General features: G+C 55.2%; 12 protein-coding genes, 13 tRNA genes and 1 rRNA gene. 24 read left to right on the forward strand and 2 right to left on the reverse strand.

From position 1 onward, the window contains the following. The 14 genes from AC0YNU_RS11190 to AC0YNU_RS11255 form a co-directional block, all read left to right on the forward strand. A 23S ribosomal RNA gene (locus AC0YNU_RS11190) occupies window positions 1–159 on the forward strand; the annotation flags it as partial. Window positions 160–282: 123 nt separating this feature from the next. Continuing rightward, a tRNA-Asn gene (locus AC0YNU_RS11195) sits at window positions 283–358 on the forward strand. A 5-nt stretch (window positions 359–363) separates the two neighbouring features. Further along, window positions 364–454, forward strand: a tRNA-Ser gene (locus tag AC0YNU_RS11200). A 22-nt stretch (window positions 455–476) separates the two neighbouring features. Then, window positions 477–551, forward strand: a tRNA-Glu gene (locus AC0YNU_RS11205). A gap of 4 nt (window positions 552–555) precedes the next feature. After that, window positions 556–631, forward strand: a tRNA-Val gene (locus AC0YNU_RS11210). A gap of 19 nt (window positions 632–650) precedes the next feature. After that, window positions 651–727 (forward strand) — tRNA-Met (locus AC0YNU_RS11215). Between the two features lie 39 nt (window positions 728–766). Continuing rightward, window positions 767–843: transfer RNA gene (locus AC0YNU_RS11220), tRNA-Asp, on the forward strand. 19 nt (window positions 844–862) lie between these two features. After that, window positions 863–938 (forward strand) — tRNA-Phe (locus tag AC0YNU_RS11225). A gap of 23 nt (window positions 939–961) precedes the next feature. Then, window positions 962–1,037, forward strand: a tRNA-Thr gene (locus AC0YNU_RS11230). A 9-nt stretch (window positions 1,038–1,046) separates the two neighbouring features. Then, a tRNA-Lys gene (locus AC0YNU_RS11235) sits at window positions 1,047–1,119 on the forward strand. 10 nt (window positions 1,120–1,129) lie between these two features. Further along, window positions 1,130–1,212 (forward strand) — tRNA-Leu (locus tag AC0YNU_RS11240). Window positions 1,213–1,219: 7 nt separating this feature from the next. After that, window positions 1,220–1,294 (forward strand) — tRNA-Gly (locus AC0YNU_RS11245). 5 nt (window positions 1,295–1,299) lie between these two features. Beyond that, window positions 1,300–1,376 (forward strand) — tRNA-Arg (locus AC0YNU_RS11250). A 26-nt stretch (window positions 1,377–1,402) separates the two neighbouring features. After that, window positions 1,403–1,479, forward strand: a tRNA-Pro gene (locus tag AC0YNU_RS11255). Between the two features lie 85 nt (window positions 1,480–1,564). Here AC0YNU_RS11255 and AC0YNU_RS11260 read toward each other — a convergent pair. Then, the gene (locus AC0YNU_RS11260; protein WP_475756293.1) at window positions 1,565–2,185 is read right to left on the reverse strand and encodes a GNAT family N-acetyltransferase; all 621 of its coding nucleotides are present in this window, start codon (window positions 2,183–2,185) and stop codon (window positions 1,565–1,567) included. A gap of 528 nt (window positions 2,186–2,713) precedes the next feature. Here AC0YNU_RS11260 and AC0YNU_RS11265 point away from each other — a divergent pair. From AC0YNU_RS11265 to AC0YNU_RS11295, 7 genes are all read left to right on the forward strand, one after another. Continuing rightward, on the forward strand, window positions 2,714–4,363 hold the full coding sequence (locus AC0YNU_RS11265) for an ABC transporter substrate-binding protein (protein ID WP_475756295.1): 1,650 nt from the start codon (window positions 2,714–2,716) through the stop codon (window positions 4,361–4,363). Window positions 4,364–4,453: 90 nt separating this feature from the next. Next, entirely contained in the window at window positions 4,454–5,329 is an 876-nt protein-coding gene (locus AC0YNU_RS11270) for a carbohydrate ABC transporter permease (protein ID WP_475756297.1), read from the forward strand. Between the two features lie 16 nt (window positions 5,330–5,345). Then, window positions 5,346–6,161: a carbohydrate ABC transporter permease gene (locus AC0YNU_RS11275; RefSeq protein ID WP_475756301.1), complete on the forward strand. Its 816-nt coding sequence runs from the start codon at window positions 5,346–5,348 to the stop codon at window positions 6,159–6,161. 17 nt (window positions 6,162–6,178) lie between these two features. Then, window positions 6,179–8,347, forward strand: a complete 2,169-nt coding sequence (locus AC0YNU_RS11280) for an alpha-L-rhamnosidase-related protein (protein WP_475756304.1) — start codon at window positions 6,179–6,181, stop codon at window positions 8,345–8,347. Window positions 8,348–8,543: 196 nt separating this feature from the next. Next, entirely contained in the window at window positions 8,544–8,963 is a 420-nt protein-coding gene (locus AC0YNU_RS11285) for a hypothetical protein (RefSeq protein ID WP_475756308.1), read from the forward strand. A 23-nt stretch (window positions 8,964–8,986) separates the two neighbouring features. Further along, on the forward strand, window positions 8,987–13,945 hold the full coding sequence (locus tag AC0YNU_RS11290; protein WP_475756311.1) for a DUF5724 domain-containing protein: 4,959 nt from the start codon (window positions 8,987–8,989) through the stop codon (window positions 13,943–13,945). A 235-nt stretch (window positions 13,946–14,180) separates the two neighbouring features. After that, entirely contained in the window at window positions 14,181–17,393 is a 3,213-nt protein-coding gene (locus AC0YNU_RS11295; protein ID WP_475756314.1) for an S-layer homology domain-containing protein, read from the forward strand. Window positions 17,394–17,491: 98 nt separating this feature from the next. Here AC0YNU_RS11295 and AC0YNU_RS11300 read toward each other — a convergent pair whose 3' ends face one another. Then, window positions 17,492–18,127, reverse strand: coding sequence for a GntR family transcriptional regulator (locus tag AC0YNU_RS11300; protein ID WP_475756318.1), 636 nt, complete (start codon window positions 18,125–18,127; stop codon window positions 17,492–17,494). 126 nt (window positions 18,128–18,253) lie between these two features. Here AC0YNU_RS11300 and AC0YNU_RS11305 point away from each other — a divergent pair, with 126 nt between their 5' ends. The 3 genes from AC0YNU_RS11305 (at window position 18,254) to AC0YNU_RS11315 (ending at window position 21,811) form a co-directional block, all read left to right on the forward strand. After that, on the forward strand, window positions 18,254–18,895 hold the full coding sequence (locus AC0YNU_RS11305; protein WP_475756320.1) for a GntR family transcriptional regulator: 642 nt from the start codon (window positions 18,254–18,256) through the stop codon (window positions 18,893–18,895). A gap of 828 nt (window positions 18,896–19,723) precedes the next feature. Next, window positions 19,724–20,872: a mandelate racemase/muconate lactonizing enzyme family protein gene (locus tag AC0YNU_RS11310; protein ID WP_475756322.1), complete on the forward strand. Its 1,149-nt coding sequence runs from the start codon at window positions 19,724–19,726 to the stop codon at window positions 20,870–20,872. 15 nt (window positions 20,873–20,887) lie between these two features. After that, the gene (locus AC0YNU_RS11315) at window positions 20,888–21,811 is read left to right on the forward strand and encodes an SMP-30/gluconolactonase/LRE family protein (protein WP_475756324.1); all 924 of its coding nucleotides are present in this window, start codon (window positions 20,888–20,890) and stop codon (window positions 21,809–21,811) included. Window positions 21,812–21,893: the final 82 nt, after the last annotated feature.

Here is a 21,893-nt window from a genome sequence, read left to right on the forward strand (position 1 = left end):
ACGGGATAAGCGCTGAAAGCATCTAAGCGTGAAGCCCCCCTCAAGATGAGATTTCCCAGTATGTAAGACCCCTTGAAGACGACGAGGTTGATAGGTTCGAGGTGGAAGCGCAGCAATGTGTGGAGCTGACGAATACTAATCGGTCGAGGGCTTATCCTAAAAGCTATCACGAAGTGAAAGCTGCTTCGGAAGCATATGCTTGTTGATCTCAGCTAAGTAAAACCTTTCGCAAAGGTTCGTATCCAGTTTTCAAGGTGGAAGTTGCCCGAGTTTACATACCGTTCCCTGATAGCTCAGTTGGTAGAGCACTCGACTGTTAATCGAGTTGTCACAGGTTCGAGTCCTGTTCGGGGAGCCATTCATGGGGAAGTACCCAAGTGGCTCAAGGGGACCCTCTGCTAAGGGGTTAGACTGCGTAAGTGGTGCGAGGGTTCGAATCCCTCCTTCTCCGCCAGATCTTGTTTTAATGAAAGTAAGGCCCGTTGGTCAAGTGGTTAAGACACCTCCCTTTCACGGAGGTAACAGGGGTTCGAGTCCCCTACGGGTCACCAGCATGGAGGCTTAGCTCAGCTGGGAGAGCATCTGCCTTACAAGCAGAGGGTCGGCGGTTCGATCCCGTCAGCCTCCACCATGAATAGCTTGATTAACGACGCGGGGTGGAGCAGCCCGGTAGCTCGTCGGGCTCATAACCCGAAGGCCGCAGGTTCAAATCCTGCCCCCGCAACCAATTCAGACATTATCGGACAAGTTCCGAAGTGAATATTACGGAGCCGTGGTGTAGTGGCCCAACATGCCTGCCTGTCACGCAGGAGACCGCGGGTTCGAATCCCGTCGGCTCCGCCATTAATTCACTTGCTCAAGCGGCTCGGTAGCTCAGTCGGTAGAGCAGAGGACTGAAAATCCTCGTGTCGGCGGTTCGATTCCGTCCCGAGCCACCATTCTTCAAACGTTTTATCACCATGCCGGTGTAGCTCAGTTGGTAGAGCAACTGACTTGTAATCAGTAGGTCGTGGGTTCGACTCCTATCGCCGGCACCATTTTTCTTCGAGTCATTAGCTCAGTTGGTAGAGCACCTGACTTTTAATCAGGGTGTCGTAGGTTCGAATCCTACATGACTCACTTGTTTTGCGCGCGTATGGCGGAATTGGCAGACGCACCAGACTTAGGATCTGGCGGGCGACCGTGGGGGTTCAAGTCCCTCTACGCGCACCATCATTATGCGGAAGTGGCTCAGCGGTAGAGCATCGCCTTGCCAAGGCGAGGGTCGCGGGTTCGATTCCCGTCTTCCGCTCCATATTTGCGCCCTTAGCTCAGCTGGATAGAGCGTTTGACTACGAATCAAAAGGCCGGGAGTTCGAATCTCTCAGGGCGCGCCATTTTCTTCACAGCAGATTAGCATTAACGGGATGTAGCTCAGCTTGGTAGAGCACCTGGTTTGGGACCAGGGGGTCGCATGTTCAAATCGTGTCATCCCGACCATATCTAATCGCCAAAGCTCCTTGTGCAAACAAGGGGCTTTTTTTGTTGTTACGATTGATGCGCGATAAGGACGTCAACTAATAAATCAACTTCGCGTGATATCGAGATGCATCCGTAGCGCAGGTCCGCCCTGTGTGTTCGCGGCACCGACGACGACGAACCCCGCCGATTCGTAAAATGCTTTCGCGAGGTTGGCGGTTACCTCTATTCGCAATCCGCGACGCGCAAGGTCAGCGATCAGCGCACTAGCGACGCCTTGGCGCATCCAGTCAGGATCGGTGAACAAATCCTCGAGTTCGAGGTAATCATCGACCGGACGCGCCGACGCGAAGCCGACAACCTTGCCGTCAACGACAGCGACATGCGCGAAGGGCAGCATAGCGATGTCCCACACTAGCCATTCGGGATGGGCAGAGATAAGATGGCGGTCGGCTTCGTTTGTCAGCGAAGATCGGCGATAGACGTCACGCAGCATATCGATGTCATCCGCGACCGCGCTCCGAATAACGAGGTTAGACGAAGAGGGGCGAGATTTCGGCAACCCGTCGCCGTACTGATCGATCCATCTTCCTTCACGCTCGAGGTTTTCGATCCTCTCTCGGACCAACACGTAAATGGGACTGTCCGCTTCTCCGTCTACGATTGCTTTCTTTAAGGCTTGAATCTCGATGGAGATGATAAACCGCTTAAGTTCAGCCATATTCATAATGATTCAACGCTCCTCGTCCGTCGTTTAAACGTCCCCGTATACTGGATGTATATTATCACTTCGTGAACGTTAGTCTGTCGATCTCGGATTGCTCAATGCCTTCCTGCCTGAGCCGTGACGTGGTACTTCGATGGGGGCCGCTTATCACGATGTTGGTGAGGGCCATCGACTGTCTGTCAGGGGCGGCGAGATTCGTAGAGGGTATCTACGCGATAGAATAGGATTAAATTTCATAAAAACGTTTTATATGGAGTCAGTTGTTCGTATCAATTTTTGAAAGCGTTTTTATGAATTTTTGCTCTCAACCCCAGTAAGATCAAGGGTTTGATAGTTATAAAAAACGTTTTAGTTTAATGTTGTTAGAAGTAATGTTCTAATGGTAAGATGTGTCTATAAGCATTTGTAAGTGCTTACAATCGATGAATCATCTTTCTCGAGGTGATGGTTCGCGATAAGAGAGTTCATTCTAAAACGTTTTAAGTGTACAGCCTAAGTCATCATTATTCATTCTGGGGGGCTAAGTTCATGCAAAACAAGAAAGTTATTGCAATACTTACCACGGCCGTGCTTTCGACAACGCTGCTTGCGGCATGCGGATCGAACAACAATGATTCGAAGACGAATACGCCGGCGAATACTGCGAATGACCAACCAGCGAACACGAATAACTCGACTGATGCACCGGCGAATAACGCGGATAACAACAAAGCCGACGAGCCCGCAAAAGAGAAAAAGACGATTACGTTCGCGACGATTACGAACTACTACACGGCCGGACTGGAAGTGGCAGCTGAGGATTACAACAAGCTGCATCCGGAAACGACCGTCAAAATCGATATCATCTCGGATAATACGACCTACCAAACATCGTTCCAAGCGAAAATGGCGGCTGGCGGCGACGATGCACCGGATATCGTGCATGCCAACTTGCTCGGCGACAGCCCGGCGAACAACGTCAAGAAAGGTTTTCTTCTGAAGCTGAACGATCTCGTTAAGAAGCCGAATCCGTATAACAACGATACTACGCTGTGGGACGGCGTTGATTCCGCCTACTGGCCGTATGCATATACATCGGACGGCGACATCTTCATGCTTCCGTTCGATCTCGTCGGCACAGGCTTCTTCTACAACAAAGACATTTTCACGAAAGCAGGCATTGCTGACGCACCGGCAACGTGGGAGGATCTGTTCGCGGATCTTCAAAAGCTGAAGGATTCGGGCGTCATTCCGCTCGCGATGTCCCAAGCTACTGGCAGTGACTATGAAGGCTGGATGGTCGGCGCATTCCTTGACTGGTCGACGCGTCAATATGTGCCTGAAACGCTAGTTACGACAGGCGACGCGATTGACACGCCTCAAGTCAATGCGATTAACTCGAAAGTGGCATATGCCGTCGATAATCCATTCTTCGATATCGGCGCCGTAGGCAGCACGGAACGCCAGCTCATGCTGTGGAAATCAGGAAAATACGACGTTAACGGCCCAGCTGAACAGAAAACATGGTCGACGCTGAAACAACTTTCCACGTTCCTGCAACCAGGCTACGCAACGATGAAAGATGCCGATGCGTATCAATTGTTCATCTCCGGCAAAGCAGCCGCATACTGGAACGGCAGCTGGCAGGTCGGTCAGATCCTGAAGGATCAAAAGTCGCTGGGCGACAAATCGTTCCCATGGGGAACGTTCAAGTTCCCTGACTTTGCAACACCGGATCCGAACTTCCCGGGGCATCCGCGCGGTATTCTTGTACCGGGTCACCAACTGTCCGTAACGAACAAGAAGGATACGGATACGGTTGAACGCTCCGAGGACTTCCTGCAATTCCTGTATTCGCCTGCCGAAGCTCAAAAAGTATTCACGGCGACGATCGATGCCGGTCAGTTCGTTCAAGGCCCAAGCTTGGTCAAAGGCGTAACGCTGTCCGACGAAGTTAATGCTTACCTGAAAGGCTTCTTGGTTGCCGGTAACATGACGCCAATCAGTCTGTTGACAGGCGGTAACCCTACCGCTGAAGCAAACGCGACGGCAGAAATGAAGAGCTTGGAGCTGCAGTACTACAACGACAAACTCTCGATCACGGACTACCTGAAGAAGAGAGCGGCTCTCGCGGCGAAAACGAATGAGCAATACATCAAGGACAACAAAATCGACCTGGATCCGAAAACGAATCCTTAATCCGCATCAAACGGCGACGGGGCTGTGGCGAAAGCCACCCCCGTCCCCTCATTTAATCAAGTCATTTGCCATGCAAAGGAGATCCAACCGATGAACTTGGCCAAGTGGAAAAGATACGGAATTTCGTATTTGTTTCTGATTCCCTCGTTTCTGTTTATCGCGACATTTCTGTACTATCCGGTCCTCCTTGCGTTGTTCCATTCCTTCACGAAATGGAACCTCGTTACATCGGAATGGGTAGGACTAGGCAATTTCAAGAAGATGTTTACCGAAGGTTCCTTCACGACGGGCGCGAAAAACCAGCTGATTTATACGCTGACGGATGTATTTAAAGCGGTTGTATTCCCTCTGGTTGGAGCAGAGCTGGTCTATTTGGTCGGCGGTAACAAAATTAAGTACTTGTTTCGAACCGGGTTTATCTTGCCAATGCTATTGCCGGGCGTCGTATCGATCCTGCTCTGGCAAAATATTTACGATCCCACGAACGGGCTGTTGAACCAATTGCTTCACGTTCTGGGCTTTAACTCGACGCATGCTTGGCTGGGCGAAGACAAGACGGCGATATGGTCCATTGTCATGATGGGACTGCCATTTATATCCGGGCTTCCGTTTCTCATTTTCTATGCGGCGATCGGCAACATGAACCAGGAGCAGCTCGAAGCGGCCCGTATCGACGGAGCTAATGGCTGGAATGTGTTTACGAAGATGCACTTGCCGTTTCTTATGCCGCAATTCAAAATCGTTATTATCTTGACGATTCTCGGCAGCTTGCAGGACTATGTGAAAATAATGATCATGACCGGCGGCGGACCTGGCGTCGCGACGACCAATCCGGCAATGATTATGTACAATGCGGCCTTCGGCAGCTCACAATACGGCTACGGATCGGCAATCGGCGTGGCGTTGTTTTTGGTCATCCTCGTCCTCACGATTTTCAACTTGAAATTCCTGAAAACGGACTATTAAAAAGGGGGGCGCTCACATGACTAGTTCATTAACGAAATGGACGGGTGGGGTTCTGCTCACCATTTTGCTCATATTGACATTGGTACCGTTCTTATTGCTCATTTTCTTCTCGTTCAAGACGCAGTTGGAGGTGCTGATCGATTTCTGGGGCATGCCGGATAAGCTGCATTTCGAGAATTACACGGCAGCCTGGAAAGCCGTCAGATCCAGCATTGGAAACTCGTTGTATGTATGCGTTATTACCGTGGGAGGCGCCGTACTGATCGGTTCGTTATCGGGATACGTGTTCGCCAGACATAAATTTCCGCTTAAAGGGCCGCTCTATATGCTGCTGATCGGCGTCATGATGATTCCGTCGCTTCTTACTGTCGTTCCTCTCTATGCGATCATTACGAACCTGCATATGACGCACTCGTTCTGGGGATTGATACTTCCTTATATCTCCGGCACGCAGCTGCTCAGCATCATGCTTTGCCGCACCTTGTTCGAGTCGCTCCCGGAGGAGCTGTTCGAAGCGGCGCGGATTGACGGGGGCAGCGAATTTTATCTGTATTACCGGGTCGCGCTTCCGCTCTGCGTTCCGATCCTCGTCACCATCGGTATCGTCACGTTCCTAGCCGTTTATAGCGATTACCTGTGGCCGTTTATCGTGCTGGATCAATCGCAGCAGACGTTCACGATGGCCGCGGTCGGCTTGAACAAATCGGGCCGGTCGGATATCGGTCTTTCTTTCGCAGCTTATATCATCGGCAGCGTGCCGACCATTCTCGTCATTCTATTCGGCATGAAATATTACATCGAGGGTATGGTTTCGGGCGCCGTTAAATCGTAATTGAAAAGAGGAACAATATGGAGACGCATTCTATCGATACGAAGCTGCCGCAATGGATCTGGCATCCAGAGCGGGAGAAGAGGCTCAGCCTCGTTCTGACCCGCACGTTCAAGGCGGAGCATGATATTACCCAAGTCTCCTTCCATACCGCGTTTACGGGCGGAGCACGCATTCTGCTCGACGGAGCACTGATTGCAACGGTAGACGAACAAGCCGGTAACGCCGGCGCATTCATGCAAATCATATCATTCCCGGGAACGTTGGCAGCCGGGGAGCACGAGCTTCGATTGGAGCTGACCTGTAGCGAGATCGTTCCGCTTGCGGAAGTGAATTATTATTTGTGGGATCGCCGGGTTGGCGCAATCGCGTATTTGCAGGGCGAGGGGCTATGGTTGGCTACGGATGACGAGACATGGAACGCCGACGAATCGCAGGCCGCATTGATTTGTTTGCTTGGCGAGGAGCCTTTCGGCGATCTGGAGAATAGTCCTTCGTCGTTCGTTATCGGCGGATTCGGCGACATTCGGTCTTACGACTTGAGCAATGTCACGTTGCTCCAGGGACATGCGATACAGGCTTCCGTCAGCGGCTCGTCGTTACAGCTAACGGGACTGCATGGAGCGGACGGGAATCTTACGATTCCGGAGCAGGAGCAGCTTCAGCTGTTCTATCATCTTCGCAAGCAGAACGAATGGAAGGCCATGCGAAGCATTCAGAACGAGCTGGCGCTGGACGAAGCTTCGACTGTCGTCCTGGATATCGGGGCGGAGCACAATTGCCGATTCATCGCCGTGAATAACGGCTTGAACGCCGTGAAATTGCTATGGAATGGCGGCGAGTCTCTGCATGAATTGAACCATTATGATGGCTGCATTACGGAATGGGTGGTCGTAGAGCCAGGTCAAACCGCTTGTACGCTGCCGCAAGGCTTTCGCTATATTCAGTTGCAAGTACTTGGCGAAGTCGGCCAGCCGTTCGATCTGGCGCTGACCTTCCAAACGGTTCACGTAGCGCTTAATCAAGTCGGCAAGCTGGAAAGCGATTCGAAACAGATGAATGAGATTTTCGACGTAGCCGCGCATACGAGCCGGATTTGCCATCAAATCGGTTTGTGGGACGGCATTAAGCGGGACCGGCTCAATTGGACGTTCGACTTTTACTTGGCAGCGAAATCCGATTATTTCCTGTGGGATGACTATGCGGTTATCCGCCGTGCGGTGCGGGAGCTCGGCTTCGGCACGCCAACCGGCCATTGGATGAACGGAATCTGCGAATATACGCTCTGGTGGATCAAGACCGTCTGCGAGTATTACGATCAAACCGGAGACAAAGCTTTCGTACTGGAACTGAAGGAGCCGCTGCAGCGCCATATCGGGTGGGTACAGCAAAATACGCGCCCTGGCGACGGGCTGCTCGTGCAAGACGGCATCCTCGTCGAGTGGGTTCCCATCTCCGATCAGGAGAAACGGATTGCCCTGCAAGCGATTTATGCGCTGACGTTGCACGATCTGAAGAAGCTGGCGGCGAACATGCCTGAGCTGGAGCTGACATTCAGCTGGCCGTTAATGTCGCTTGCAAGCAGCGAATTCCTGAAGCCGGATTACGCGCTTGCCGTCAAAACGCTCGGCATCGCCAGCGGATACGTTTCGGACGAAGCGGCGGTCGCGTTCCTTGAGAGCTACTCGCTGCAGGACCCGCTTACCCCGCTGTCGGGGTTCCAGCTGGCGGAGTGTTACTCCCGTTATGGACGACATGAGCAGGCACATGACGTGATTGCCCGCATCTGGGGCGGCATGCTCGATGAAGGAGCAACCACCTTCTGGGAAGCTTGTAAGCTGGACATTACCGGAGCGCAGGATTTCCATGATGCCCTGACGACGTACACGGCTTACGGCTCCTATCGGATGAGCCTGTGCCATGCCTGGTCGAGCACGCCGGTCAAATGGATCGGGGAAATCGTCCTGGGCGTGCAGCCGCTCGAACCTGGCTACCGCAGCGTGCGCATTGCCCCGATGCCGGTCGGAGGCATCCGGGCCTGCAGCGGCACGGTAAGCACGCCGCTTGGACCGCTTACGGTCAAGTGGCATCTGGATGCGGACGGCGAGCTGCACACGTTCGTAACGGCGCCTCCCGGCATGAAGCTTGTGGAGCAAGACCGTTTAGTCGTCGAGCAGGAATCAATTTAACGCATAATTAGCAGTCATTGAACACCCGTCGAAGTGAATGCGGCCGAGGGCATAACGTCCCCTGTCCAGCGCGCTTCGAGGGGTGTTTTCTGCGTGGAGAATAATTGCTAGATAAAGGAAATAGTGCGAATTTTCTAGAAGTAGTAAAGTGATAGCGAATCTTACCATTTCGTATGGCAGAAAGAAAGGCGATCTCATGGAAGTATTCATAGGCGTCAAACAAATCGGCAAACGTCTGCCCGTGCTCGCGGAAAAACCGCTTGTTCTTGACGAGCCGCCGTCGACGCTGCGGCATCTCATTGCGATGATCGTCACGCAGGAGACGCAGCGGTATAACGCGCAAGAGCCGGAGGCAGTTTTCGTGCGCCTGCTGACACAGGACGAGCTGAAGGCTCAAGGAGACAGCGGGAAAATCGGCTTCGGCACGCGATACCATTCGGATCCGCAGGACGTATCGGCTGCGGTGGCTGCGGCTTGCCAAGCTTTCGAGGACGGACTGTTCAGGGTCGTCGTTGGCGATGACGTCATCGAGGAGCTGCATTCGACAGTGCATGTTCATGATCGCGATCGCATTCTCTTCATTCGGCTGACGATGCTGACCGGCCGACTATGGTAGATCGATAAGGAGGAGCAAGAAACATGCTGACGGTTTATGAGCAAGAGCAGCAGCTCGCGCATTATCTCGCGAACCAGCGCGAGCTGGCTTCAAGCTGGCCGGAGACTGCGCGCAAGCTGGCTGAGTGCATACTGGATTACGCGGAGAAGCCGACGGTAGAAGCTGAACAGGCGCTGGAGCGGCTCTTCTGGCTTCCTCAGACGACACGGATCGGGGAGTCGCTGCAGGGGGAACGGCTGGACGTCATCGCGAAACTTCTGGGGGAGGAGCTGGCGCCGCTCTTCAAAGCGGTATGGGACCGGGCGGTCTTGTATCCGTATACGAGCGGTCTCAGCCGCCTTCCCTTTCGCTCCCCGCAGCAGTCCGGCGTCTATCTTTCGCTTAATTTGCGACGGCTATCGGCTGCGGTCCATTTTGCGGCGCAAGGTTATGCATGGGGAGCAGATGCCGTCCTGAAGGATGCGCCGAACCATCCCTTCTTGCATGATTGGATCGCGCTTGGCATCGACCAAGGCGATGAAGGCTTGCTGAAGGCCGTTCTGCACGTCATGCGCGGCGATGCCGCTGACGGGAAACTCACGCGGAATATGATTAAGGGCTGCCTGATGAGCCATAATGCGGAAGCTCGGCAAGCGGTCTATGAGCTCCTGCTGTCAGCAAAGCTCCAGGAAGGTCTGCGCCAGACGATTCTGGAGTGCGTGGACGAATCGACTCGGGAAGCTTTCTGCGAGGTGCTTCTGCTAGTACTGGAGGATGATCTACTCCGCTTCCCTTCGGTCGTACGAGCGTTTGGGACCTGGACCGGAATCGTGCTCGACGTCGAGAAGCCGGGAGAGATCCGCAAGTGCCTGCAGAACGCGTACGATTGCCTAACCGATCGCGAAGCGGCAGCGGCATGCTTGCGAAGCGAAGATGCGCAGCAGTTCTATATCGGTCTATGGTCGATCGCCGTAGACGAGACGGCATGGCTGCAGAAGCCGATCATCGAGGCGGCAGCCAGCGGCCGAACGTATAAAATGATCGCCGCAATGGAGCTGCTGCAGTATACGCAGCAGGGGTTGCTGCAGCATGAAATCGCCTCTGGCTTCATGGAAGATGCCGTGGGCGGCGGCCTGACGCGTCTGCATTTCTTGGCCAAGGTGCTGGAGAATTTGTGGACGCATGACTATGCCGATACATGGGGGTTAATGCAAAATAGTCATAAGTCCAGGGATGCCTCCGAAACGGATCATGTCTTGTTTCGCCAGCTTCGAGGATTGCTGGCGATCGTACCGGATAAGCAGTTGACCTTCTGGGAGGCGGATTATTCCCAGTATACGATTTCGGCGGACCTCGTCTGCCTGCATATGCTCGTCATCGCGATCGATACGGGTCATCCGGAGATGGGCGACGAGCTGTTGGAGCTCGCTTCGCGTATGAGTCCGTCGACTCGGGGCTGCTTCTGCGCGTCCGTCCTGTCGCATGTGCGGACCGGCAAGCAGCGCAGCGCGCTGATTGAATCGCTCGGGGACAAAGGAGGCGCCGTGCGGAGCGCGGCTATGAACGCCGCGGCCAAGCTCGCGCTGACGTCGGCGGAATTCGGACGCATCGAACAGCTGCTGCAGTACAAGGCCGGCGACATGCGCCAGAACGCGCTGGCGCTGCTGTTCAAGCAGGAGCTTCCGGAGCTGCAGGCGACGATCGAGCGATTGTTGGTCGACAAGAAGGAGGAGAAGCGGCTGGCAGGACTGGAGTGCCTGGTGCAAATGCGGGATTCCGATAAGTTCCGTCCGGTGTTCAGTCGCTGTCTGGGGCTGGCGCGGGAGTTAAAGAAACCGACTTCCCGGGAGCAGGTGCTCCTGGATAGTCTGATGGAATCGGACAGCGCCTTGGACGATCCCGAGCGGGGCTTCGGTCTCTACGATCCGTCGCTTCCGGAAGAGCATGCGGTTCTGTCGGAACATCGGACGCTCGAGAACGTCTTTCGTTCCGGAACGGAGGAGCTGAAGTCGGTGCTGCAGGCGTGGAGCAGCCGCATTCATGAGCTGCGCCACGAGGAGTTCGAGCATCAGCTGGAGGACGGTTCGCGTCGAACGGTGCTGATCTCTACGGAGGAATGGGCTTATCATACCTTGCACGGCGGGAAAGGCAAGCCAATGGATGGGTTTCCGTTTGCCGACGATTGGCGTGACCTGGCCCGCTTGCAGGTACTGAATGGAGAGAGGCTCCTCGAGCTCGTGTATCTCATCGAGCTACCGTTATTTCCAATACCCCACCATTTCCAGCATCGGCTGCAAGACTTTAAAGACCTCTATCCGACGCCGCAATTGGACGCCTTATTCGCGCCATCGAGGCAGCCCGAGCTTCAAGCTTTTCTCGAGAAGCTGCCTTATCGGCGGCTCATTGCCCAGCTGTATAGTGCGCTGTTCATGGATTTGCCGGAAGAGGAGCGGTTCCGTATCGTGTATCAGGCCTCTACGGCGATCTATCATGCCTTGGACGCCGATGGCCGCGAGCAGCGGGGAGCCGGACCGAAGATTGCCGGTACGGGATTCGGCAGGGGAGAAGTTCAGTTCGACGATATCGTCGAAGTGGCGGAAATTCGGTTCTGGCTCGACCGGTTGTCCGCATTCGGGCAGGAGGAGCGTTTCCGAGAGGGCATTCGCCTCCGCTTCGAACGGCTGAAGCGGAAGAACCATTATCGGCCAATCGTAAAGACGGAGGAGCTGCTGCAGGCGCTTGAAGCGAAAGATATAAGCGAAAATGAATTTTTCCGGACGCTGTTCGAGGGGTGCAATGCCAGGGAGCATCTGCAGCGATTGACGAGCGAGTCGGTCTATCAGCGAATTCCGATGGCAACCTATCCGGCCGGTCAGCGCCTGACGAACCTTGCGGTCGACCGGATCGCGGAGATCGAGCTGAAGCGCGGCGATATGGTGACGCCCGTGAGCCATCTGGCGGATGCGATTCAGCGGCTGGAGGGCACGCGGCATTTTGTGCAATGCCTGCTCAGTTTGGGTTCCGAATCCCTGGCGCGCGGCTACGATTGGTATGGCGTAAGCACGAAGAAGGGATCGCTCAGCCGGCTGCTGAAGCATGTTCATCCTGGGCCGGGCGAAGACGCAAACACGCTGCGCGCGCTATTAAAGGATCGCGGCATTCCGGAACGGCGCCTGATCGAGGCGGCGATGTACGCCCCGCAGTGGATCGAGCTTGTGGAGCAGGTACTGGGATGGGAGGGACTATCCTCGGCTTGCTGGTATTTCCATGCGCATACGACGGAATATTTGACGGCGGAGAAAGTCACGATGGTTGGGCGATATTCTTCGATTGCCCCTCGTCAGCTGCAGGAAGGCGCGTTCGATATCGATTGGTTTCATCAAGCTTACAGCCGGCTGGGCGAGAAGCGATTCCGATTCGTCTACGACAGCTCGAAATACATCGCCAACGGCGCAAATCACCGCCGAGCGCAGCTGCTCGCCGACGCGGTCGCGGGCAAGCTTCCGCTCCCGGAGCTGGAAACGGAGATGGTGGCCAAACGGAACAAGAACCATGTGCTCTGCTACGGCCTCGTGCCGATGGGGGAGCGGGACGGCGAGCGCCGGAAGGATTTGCTCCACCGTTACGAGGTGCTGCAGCAGTTTCTGAAGACAAGCAAGACGTTCGGAGCGCTGCGGCGTGAATCGGAAGCGGCCGCGGTGCACCTGGCGCTCGAGAATTTGTCCCGTAACGCGGGCTTCTCGGATCTGACGCGAATGATCTGGCATGTGGAGGCTGAGGCGTTCGAGGCATTATCGCACTGCTTCGTGCCGCAGGCGATCGGCGAATGGGAAGCGTCGCTGGCTGTCGATGAATTCGGACAGACGTCCATGGAAGTGACGAAAGACGGCAAGACGCTCAAGTCGGTACCGGCGGGCTTGAAAGCATTCGAAGCATTCAAGGCGCTCAAGAAAACGCAAGCTTCGCTGAAGGATCAACTGAAACGCGCAAGAGCCGCCTTCGAGCAAGCGATGGTGACCCGGGAGGCCTTCGCGTGCGAGGAATTGATCCGGCTGGAACGGAATCCGATTCTAGCTCCGTTGGTCAGCCGGCTTGTATTCCGCTCCGAGCAAGGCTTGGGATGGTTCGCGAACGGGGAGTTGCGCGGGTCGGACGGGGGGCTTTCTGCCGTTCCGGCTGAAGGGCGGCTGTGGATTGCGCACGCATACGACTTGTACGAGAGCGGCGAGTGGCCGCAATTCCAGCGGCAGGTGTTCGCGGGAGCGGTCGTGCAGCCGTTTAAGCAGGTGTTCCGGGAGTTGTACCTGCTGACCGAGGACGAACGCGCGGACGGCATGACATCCAGCCGATACAGCGGTCATCAGGTGCAGCCGCGCAAGGCGGCGGCGCTGTTCCTGGCCAGGCGCTGGACGGTCAGCCACGAAGAGGGGCTTCAGAAGGTCTATCATAAGCAGCGCATCATGGCGAACTTGTACGCGCGGGCCGATTGGTTCTCGCCGTCCGAGGTGGAAGCGCCGACGCTGGAGGCGGTCGAATTTCACGATTTGGATACGTGGAAGCGGATTGCGCTGGCGGACGTGCCGCCCGTGATTTTCTCGGAGGTCATGCGCGATATCGATTTGGCGGTCAGCGTGGCCCATGCCGGAGGAGCCGATCCCGAAGCGAGCCTCTCGACGGTCGACATGCGCGCGGCGCTGGCTGCCGAGCTCGTGCCGCTGCTCAAGCTTGGGAATGTGACCTTCAAGAGCGCCCATGCGCTCATTCAAGGCGCGCTCGGCGAATACAGCGTGCATCTCGGCAGCGGCGTCGTGCATCAGACCGCCGGCGGCGCACTGCATATTCTGGCGGTGAACAGCCAGCAGCGCGGCCGCTTGTTCCTGCCGTTCGTCGACGAGGATCCGAAGACGGCGGAAATATTGGCGAAGATCATCGTGCTGGCGGAGGATCGTAAGCTGAAGGATCCGACGATTTTGCGGCAGATCAGGCAGTATGCGGGCAGGTAGCCCGGCAAGTTGAACGTAGAGGCGTCCTTCAATCATGCGGGCGCCTCTTCTGCGTTTGACGACGAGAATCTAGTAACTTGTAGGAGGAGGCGGTTGTAAAAGCGAGGCATCTCCTAATCTCTCTAGTGTCTTGCTAAATATAGGAAATTTACGGCGGGACTATTGCCAGTAATAGGATTTTTACTTACGATATGGAAAGGTCTTTATTCGTTTTATTAAGAGAGGAAGATATAACGTGAAACAAGCTTGGTTGCGGTCCGTTCTACTCATGGCTGTTTTCATGATCGCATTCGTCCCTGTGCTGTCGTCGATCGGGGAAGCTGCCCCCGCGCAGGCAGGTTCGGCCGCGGTCGTAACGACGAAACCATCGGATGTGGACGGTCATTGGGCGAATGAAACGATTCAAAAATGGTTGGCCAACGGATGGGCAAAAGGATATTCCGACGGGACGTTCAAACCGAATGCGCCGGTAACCAGAGCCGAGCTGACGGCGATGATCAATCGGGCGTTCAACATTCACGCCGAAGAAGCGGTTAAGCTGCCTTTTACCGATGTGCCCGCTGACCATTGGGCGTACGGAGAGTTCGCTGCAGCATACGAAGCCGGATATTTTAAAGGCGACGGAGGAAAGGCGTTTCCGAGCAGGCATGCATCCAGGCAGGAAGCGGCTGTTATTCTTGCCGGGGCCGGCAAGCTGCAGGCCATCGCTCAGCCTGATCTTTCGGCTTTTGCCGACGGAAACGAAGTCTCTCCTTGGGCGCAAAGCGCGTTTGCGGCGCTTGCGGGCAAGAAGATTTTCAAAGGCGACACGAATAATAAGCTCCGCCCTATGGATAACATCACGCGTGCCGAAGCTATAGTCGCGATCGATGGGGCTATCGAATCCGAATCGACCTCCACAAGGAGTTTCGATAAAGCCGGAGAGTACGGCAGTTCCGCTACGACCGAAACGATAAACGGCGACGTCGTTATTTCGGCTCCCGGCGTGACGCTTCGCAATTTCGTCATTACGGGCAACCTGCTGCTTGCCAAAGGCATCGGCGAAGGCGACGTGGATCTGAAGCAAGTCACGGTTAAGGGCACGACGAACGTGGAAGGCGGCGGGGAGCACTCCGTCCATTTGGAAGATTCCGTCTTCGTCCAAATTATCGTGAACAAAGCAAACGGTTCGGTCCGTATCGTGGCTTCCGGCTCGACGACGGTCAAGCAAATTGTCGTGCAATCGGCAGCCGTTATCGAAGAATCCGGCGCTACGGCAGTCGGCTTTGAAAACATCGAGCTGACAGGCCAGCTTCCGGTTCAAGCGGAAGTCGTCTTGGTCGGCGCATTCGGCAACGTCTCCGTTCTGGCGACGACGATCAAAGTGAATCTCCAAAGCGGTTCCATTGGGCATCTTGACGTTGCTGCCAAAGCCGTCAAAAACACGATAACGATCAGTAAGGACGCGCAGCTGATTGAATTGGTGCTGAATGCGGTAGCAAGCCTGGTCGGCGAAGGCAAAGTCACATCGGCAACGGTGAACAAGGGTGCGGAAGGCTCGACATTCGAGCAGGCGCCCGATAAAGTCGAAGGCGATGCCAAGGACAGCATCGAAGTGACGTCGCCTCCTGCCGCAGGCGGTGGATTTTTCCCAGGGGGTGGCATTCCGGGCGGAGGCAATCCTGGGAACGGATCGGGGTCACAAGACGAGGATCAGACAGACGCGTTCTTGAAGTCGCTGACGGTCGGGGACTATGCGCTGACGCAGCGGGATAACGACCATAGGGCGTTAGGGACGGGGTTTAAAAAAGACGTCGTCTTGTATTCGATCAATACGGCACGCAATATGCAAGCCGTGACGGTTCCGGTCGCCGTCGAAGCAGAAGCGAAAACAACTGCCAACGTACACTATGCGGTTATTTATAACGATCCGAAAAACAATATCGACGGAACGTTGAAAGCAACAGAGACATTTTCCGTTCACGTTGAACCCGATGAAGACGTTCATCTCTATTTCTATATTATTAGCGGAGACGGCCATCACGAAAAATATTACGAAGTGAACATTCAATACGAGCGGACGATTCAAGAAGCGTTCCAGATGACCAAATCCACGCTTTATGACTTGAACGGGCCTTACGTTCCGTCTTATTGGCTTGGAAGCTACGTCTATCAACCCGGCGATATCGTAAATGTGTTTCGTTCGGCCGATCTCTCGGATCTATTGCAATCGTGCACCGTGACAGAAGGTTGGTTGTATTGCTCCTTCGTTGCCGGGTCCGCGGGGCTGGAACAAAAGGGACAGATCTACATTCAAGTGTTGCGCGATCACGAAATTTTGGATGAAGGCGACTATGCCTATAACCTGGATCCGCTTCCTTTGCTGGACGATAAAGGGGGCATGAAGGTCGAACGGGCAACAACCGCCGAGCTGGATGCGGCGGTACCTCCGGATCCTTCGATTACCGATATAACCTTTGGATTCAACGTATCGTTCGATACGACCGGCTGGACAAGCGGCGTGTTGGCCGGTGCTCGTTCGTACTCGTTCAATACGGTCTTTACCGATAAGCTCTATCCGAAGATGCAGGCGCCAAGCTACGACAGTTCCAAAAAATCCGCAAATCCATGGGGCTACGAGCAAAGGCCATTCGACCTCGAATGGAACGAAACGGATACATTTAATAGTGCCAAAGTCAACGACGCTTACGTGTATGTGACGATTTACGATAAGGATCTGCAGCCGATCGGGTATTTCGGTCAAGCCGTGCGAATGGACGCCGAGCATCTCTCGACCGGTCATATTCCGTCGCATAACATGGACCCGGCTCTGAATACGGAAGACCGCACGGCGCCGGTTCTGTCGCTGAACGCGCCATCCTACGCGACACCTGGCATCGCTGTCGAAGTTCAATCGAATGAACCGGTTACGTGCTACATGGTTCCCGCGAATACGGAGGAATCGGGACCTGTCATAGCGGCCTTGGTTCAAGACGGTCAAGGCAGAGCGGTGTACCTGCCCGCCGGCAACGAAGATCCCGGTGTTATCGTTACCACCGGCTTAGTGCCAGGAGAGTGGAAGCTGGTCGCCATTGATTCTTCTGGCAATCTATCGGACAGCGTGCCGCTAGAATTAACCGATCCGGCATCCTTGGCGTTAAGCTACCGTTCATTTTATTCTAATGACCATACGGCGACTTTGTCTTTTGACCGATTGGCGTTGAATAACTTTGTTGATATGGAATCGCTCAAAGAAGCCGTCACGTTTTCTGCCGATAATGGAATCACCTATCAGTCGTTGGGCGCTAAAGACGCTGTTCTTCTAATGGAGCAATCGATTATCATTCTATTCGACAAGCCGTTCACGGAGGGACATAATCGAATTAAAATCGCGGCGAATGCGTTGAAAAACGATAAGGGACAAGTACTTGACCGGGAATTCGTCTCGCCGTCGTTCGGGAGTAAATAGTGAGTTTGTAACAAACCATTCAAACAAACCATTCAAACAAACCAAGGCCAAGCGAAGAAGCTTGGCCTTGGTTTGTTTCGGTATGGTCTTGGAATGACTTAGGTCCATGTTATCTTCAGCCGGTGCAAATAATGCTGCAGCGCGGATTGAAAGGCTTCGCCCGGCGCGGGCAAGCCTAGCAGCAACGCTTGGAGGGCCTCTTCCGTCTCGACGCGATACGGAGCTGCCCAGCGTCTGCTTGCGGTTCGCCAAAACAGACGGGAGGCGCACCGATTCAGTGTATCCTGCATTTCCCGATTGCGGCTGAGCGCGATGATTCTGTTGAGCGCTGAGAGCTCGAACGCGCAGAGATCTCTATCGTTTCCGCCGGGTGCACCGGCTTTAAGATTGTTGCGCAGCTTATCGCTTAGGTTGCGGGAGCACTCACGGAGCTCTTCCGGATCCAATTGCCGAACGGTGATAACCGTGAACAGCAGCATGGCCGCAATCAGCTCCAGCAGGTCTCCTGCTCGCTGCGCGGATGTATCGAGAATAAGTACGCCATGCTTCGGAATGATTTTGACGAAGCCTTCCGTCTCTAACTGCTGCAGCGCCGCGCGGACCGGCGTTCGGCTCATGTCCAGTCGAGCGCTGAGCTGCACCTCGGAGGTTACCGTGCCTCTGGCAAGCGTGCCTGCAACGATTTGTTCATAGATGATATGATAGGCTTGATCGCGGAGTGTCGAATCGGGCATTCGGCCTCTCGGAACCTCCTTTCAGGAAATCGCGGTGTATGGTTGAAGTATAGCATAGGCCGTGAAACGTAGAAGACGAAAGTAGATCCGGCGCACGTAACATGTGCATAAAAGGAGGTGGACGGCTTGAGTAAACTGGCGGGAACCGTCACGCTGCGGGAGACGGCGTTCCAGGTCATGAAGAAGCATATCGTGGACGGCGAATGGCCGGGCGGCATGTTCTTGTCCGAGAAATTTCTGAGCGAGCTGCTCGGGATGAGCAAGACGCCGATCCGTTCGGCGTTCGACCGGCTGGAGATGATGGGGCTCGTCAAGCTGTCGCCGAAGCAGGGCGTCTTCGTGCAGGAGCTGTCGCTGAAGAAGATTCTTGAGTTCTACGAGCTGCGATTGTCGCTGGAAACGTACGCGGCCCGGAAGCTGACGGGGCGTATGGATACCGCGTTCTTTCACCGGTTGGACGATAACATCGCGCTGCAGGAAGAAGCGATTCGGCAGGATGACATATCCCGCTATGTGGAGCTTGATCGCGAGTTTCATGCCATGATCGTCGGCGGACTCGATAACGAGGAATACATGGAAGTGATGTCCCGCATCCAGGACAAGTTCCTGCTTGTCGTGCGCATGACGTTCGTCAAAAACAAACGGCGCCTGATCGGCAGCATCGCTGAGCATCGGCAGATCCGGGACGCGTTGGCCGGGCAGGACGCCGCGTTATCGGCACGGTTGATCGAGGCGCATATCGAGTATGTGAAGAAGATTATGTTTTGAGGGTTTCATCTCATAATCGGCGCGTGACGATCAAAACTGCTTACGATGGCCGTTGCAATCAAGCAGCTTCGTTGGGTGTTGATCGCCAGTACAGAGGAAGATGCTTCTGATCGTGGTTGTAAACCTAGCGCCTTATAGCTAACGGTTGTGCCAGGGGCTAAGCTGCTCGAGATGGCCATTTTCGTTCGGTAGCGGTTGCCGGGGAGCTTAATGGGGGAGATTTCTGTGCAAATCGGTCATTTAGCGCTCCATTACGTCTGTCACAACCGTTAGAGATTCTGAAGCCGTGTTATTGGTGGATTAGCAATGCTGACAACCGTTAGGCAGAGGGCAAGCCAATTGCCGGAACCCAAACCAATCGCAAGGGTTATGCTCCCGAAGCGGGGTGAATTCTGCATTCCCTGGCCTCCGCCGAAGAACGCAAACCAATCGCCAAGCCAATGCTCCCGAAGCTGGCGAATGCTGCATTCCCGTCTAGCGACGGAAACGCAAACCAATCGCCTGAACGCAAACCAATCGCCAAGCCAATGCTCCCGATGTAGATGAATGCTGCATTCCCGTCTCGCGACGGAAACGCAAACCAATCGCCTGAACGCAAACCAATATGCTCCCGAAGCTGGCGAATGCTGCATTCTCCGGCCTCCGCCGGAGAACGCAAACCATTCGTCAAGCCTATGCTCCCGATGTAGATGAATGCTGCATTCCATGACATCCGTCATGGAACGCAAACCAATCGCCTCATGTATACAAGTCATACATCTTGTCCCCCCCTCACCGCTGTGCTACGTTGAAGCTAGCAGTTCACTTTGGGGCAAGGGGAGAACAAGGATGAAGATTACCGATATTCGCACGTATATTTTGGGGAACCCATGGAAGAACTGGCTGTTCGTGCTCGTGGACACGGACGAGGGCGTAACCGGGCTTGGCGAGGGAACATTGAACGGCTTCGCCAAGACGGTCGAGGCTGCCATTCATGAGCTGAAGCATCTCGTCATCGGCCGCGATCCGTTCGATGTCGAGACGATCAGCCTGAAGCTGTTCCGCGACGTCTATTCGGACGGCGGGCAAATTCAAGGCTCCGCGCTGGCGGCAATTGAAACCGCTTGCTGGGACATCATGGGCAAGGTGACGAACCAGCCGCTGTATAAGCTGTTGGGCGGTCAATGCCACGATAAGCTGCGCGCATACGCCAACGGCTGGTACCGCGGACCGAACACGCCGGAGAACTTCTTCGAGAAAGCCAAGATCGTGGCGGCCAAAGGATATACGGCGCTCAAATTCGATCCGTTCGGCGCGGCTTGGCGCACGGTGAGCCGGCAGGATTTTGCGGCGGCGGTGGAGAATATCGCAGCGGTCAGGGAAGCGGTCGGTCCCGACGTCGACATTCTCATCGAAGGGCATAACCGCTTCAGCGTATCGACCGCGCTGCAATTCGCGGACGCCATGCTGAAATACGAGCCGACCTGGTTCGAAGCGCCTGTCCCGCCTCATCTCATCACCTCCATGGTGGAGGTGGCTAGACGCAGTCCGGTACCGGTCGCTTGCGGCGAAGACTATTACTCCCGCGAGCAGTTTGCGGAGCTGCTGCGTCATGACGCAGTTCATATCATCCAGCTGGAGCCGCAGTTCCTCGGCATCGCGGCATCGAAGCAGGTATGCGGCATGGTCCATGCGCATAACGGCGTCACGGCGCCGCACAGCGCGCAAGGTCCGGTCTGCTCCGTCGTTTGCAGCCATTTGAACATGGCGACGCCGAACTTTTACCTTCATGAAATATTCGACGAGTTCAACGAGCCTTGGGAAGAGCAGGTGCTGATGCCGCCGCTTAAGGTACAGAACGGCTACGTGCTGCCGCCGGATGGCCCGGGCCTCGGCGTTGAGCTGAATTTGGCGGAGATCGACAAGCATCCGTACCAGGTGGGCAACTGGCTGCCGCTGTTCAAGCAGGGCTGGGAGAAGCGCGAGACGGTCAAATAGAGGAGCGATGGAACGATGACGCAAGAAATCGCGAAGCAGTTCGCGCATGTGGCGGAGCTGCTGCTGGATGCGAAAGCGATATTGGCGGAAGGCCCGCACTGGCATGCGGAGCAGCGCAAGCTGTATTGGGTGGACATTCAAGGCTTGTCCTTCGGCAGGCTGGACGTGGCATCCGGCCGCAACGAGCAGTTCCCGATCGGTAAAACCGTCGGCGCCGTCGTAAGCGATGCGGAGAACGGCGAAATCGTCTATCTCACGACGCGCGACGGGTTCGAGCGCTACGACTGCCGGACCGGCGAGCTGACCGGCGTGGCGGACCCGGAGGCGGATAAGCCGGCCAATCGGTTTAACGACGGCAAATGCGACGCTGCGGGCCGATTCTGGTCCGGTACGATGGAGGACGCGGAAGTGAACGTCGCCGGTGCCTTGTATGTGCTGGACAACGATCTGAGCTGCCGCAAAACGCATGAGAACGTCGGCGTCTCCAACGGCATTGCGTGGAATGCGGACGAGTCCGAAATGTACTATATCGACTCCATGAAAGGGACCGTAACCGCATTCGATTACGACGCGGCTTCCGGAAGCATCGCTTCTCCGCGGATCATCATCGATTTCGCCGGCGAGGAAGGCGCACCGGACGGCATGACGATCGATGCCGAGGGCATGCTGTGGATCGCGCATTGGGGCGGCTGGCAGGTATCCCGCTGGAATCCGCGAACCGGCGAGAAGCTGGATGCCGTGTACGTGCCGGCGGCAAAAGCGACATCCTGCGTGTTCGGCGGGGAAGAGCTGGATGTCTTGTTCATCACGACGGCCCGCATCGGCCTAACGCTGGAACAGTTGGAAGAGCAGCCGCATGCAGGCGGAATTTTCGTCTGCCGGCCGGGCGTGAAGGGGACGCCGACGCATGCGTTTCGCAAGGCTGCAGGCTTAAGCTAAACTTTAACAAAAACCAGACTCAAGTCGGCTATCAAAGTCTCTTAAATGGGGTATAGTAGACATAGAGACGGATGCGGAACGG

Source organism: Paenibacillus sp. J31P316 (assembly GCF_056269105.1).